We start from the raw sequence: 528 nt of genomic DNA, 5'->3' as shown, positions 1-528 counted from the left end.
CACTGCCTCGGCGCCGCGGCCGCCCGGATGCAGTCGCGCGTGGCCCTCGAGGAACTCCTCGCGCGCATTCCCGGTTTCACGGTCGATATCGGCGGTGTGCGCTGGGCGCCGGGGGCGTACGTGCGCCGCCCGACGGCCGTGCCGATCTCCGTAGGATGACCGCCATGACGTCCGCCGCGAAGAACAGTTGGTCCGAGGCCACCAGGTCCGGCGCGGCGGAGCGCATCCTCGACGCCGCCTCCGGCCTGTTCGCGGAGCACGGTGTCGCCGCGGTCGGCATGGACGACATCGCCCGCGCCGCGGGGTGCTCCCGCGCCACGCTCTACCGGTACTTCGCCAACCGCGAGATGCTGCGATCCGCCTACGTGCTCCGCGAGATGTCCAGGGCTCTCGACCATCTCACGACGAGCGGACCTGCCACGGGGGACGCCTCGGAGCGCCTCGTCGCCGTGATCGAGGCGGCCGTCGCCTACGTGCGCGACCGGCCGGAGCTACTCGCCTGGTTCGCCTCGGAGGATTTCGCCGTGG

General features: G+C 72.5%; 1 protein-coding gene and 1 pseudogene. Both read left to right on the top strand.

Annotation, left to right across the window (positions count from 1 at the left end; genetic code table 11):
• Window positions 1–159: pseudogene (locus FK268_RS23830) on the top strand (cytochrome P450); the annotation flags it as partial.
• A 5-nt stretch (window positions 160–164) separates the two neighbouring features.
• On the top strand, window positions 165–528 hold a 364-nt coding region (locus tag FK268_RS23825), incomplete at its 3' end, for a TetR/AcrR family transcriptional regulator (protein WP_158636226.1).

Origin of the sequence: Tsukamurella sputi (genome assembly GCF_007858445.1) — a bacterium.
Classification (GTDB): Bacteria; Actinomycetota; Actinomycetes; order Mycobacteriales; family Mycobacteriaceae; genus Tsukamurella; species Tsukamurella sputi.
Note: the sequence above shows the minus strand (reverse complement) of the source record. Positions and strands in the feature narration are given on the sequence as shown.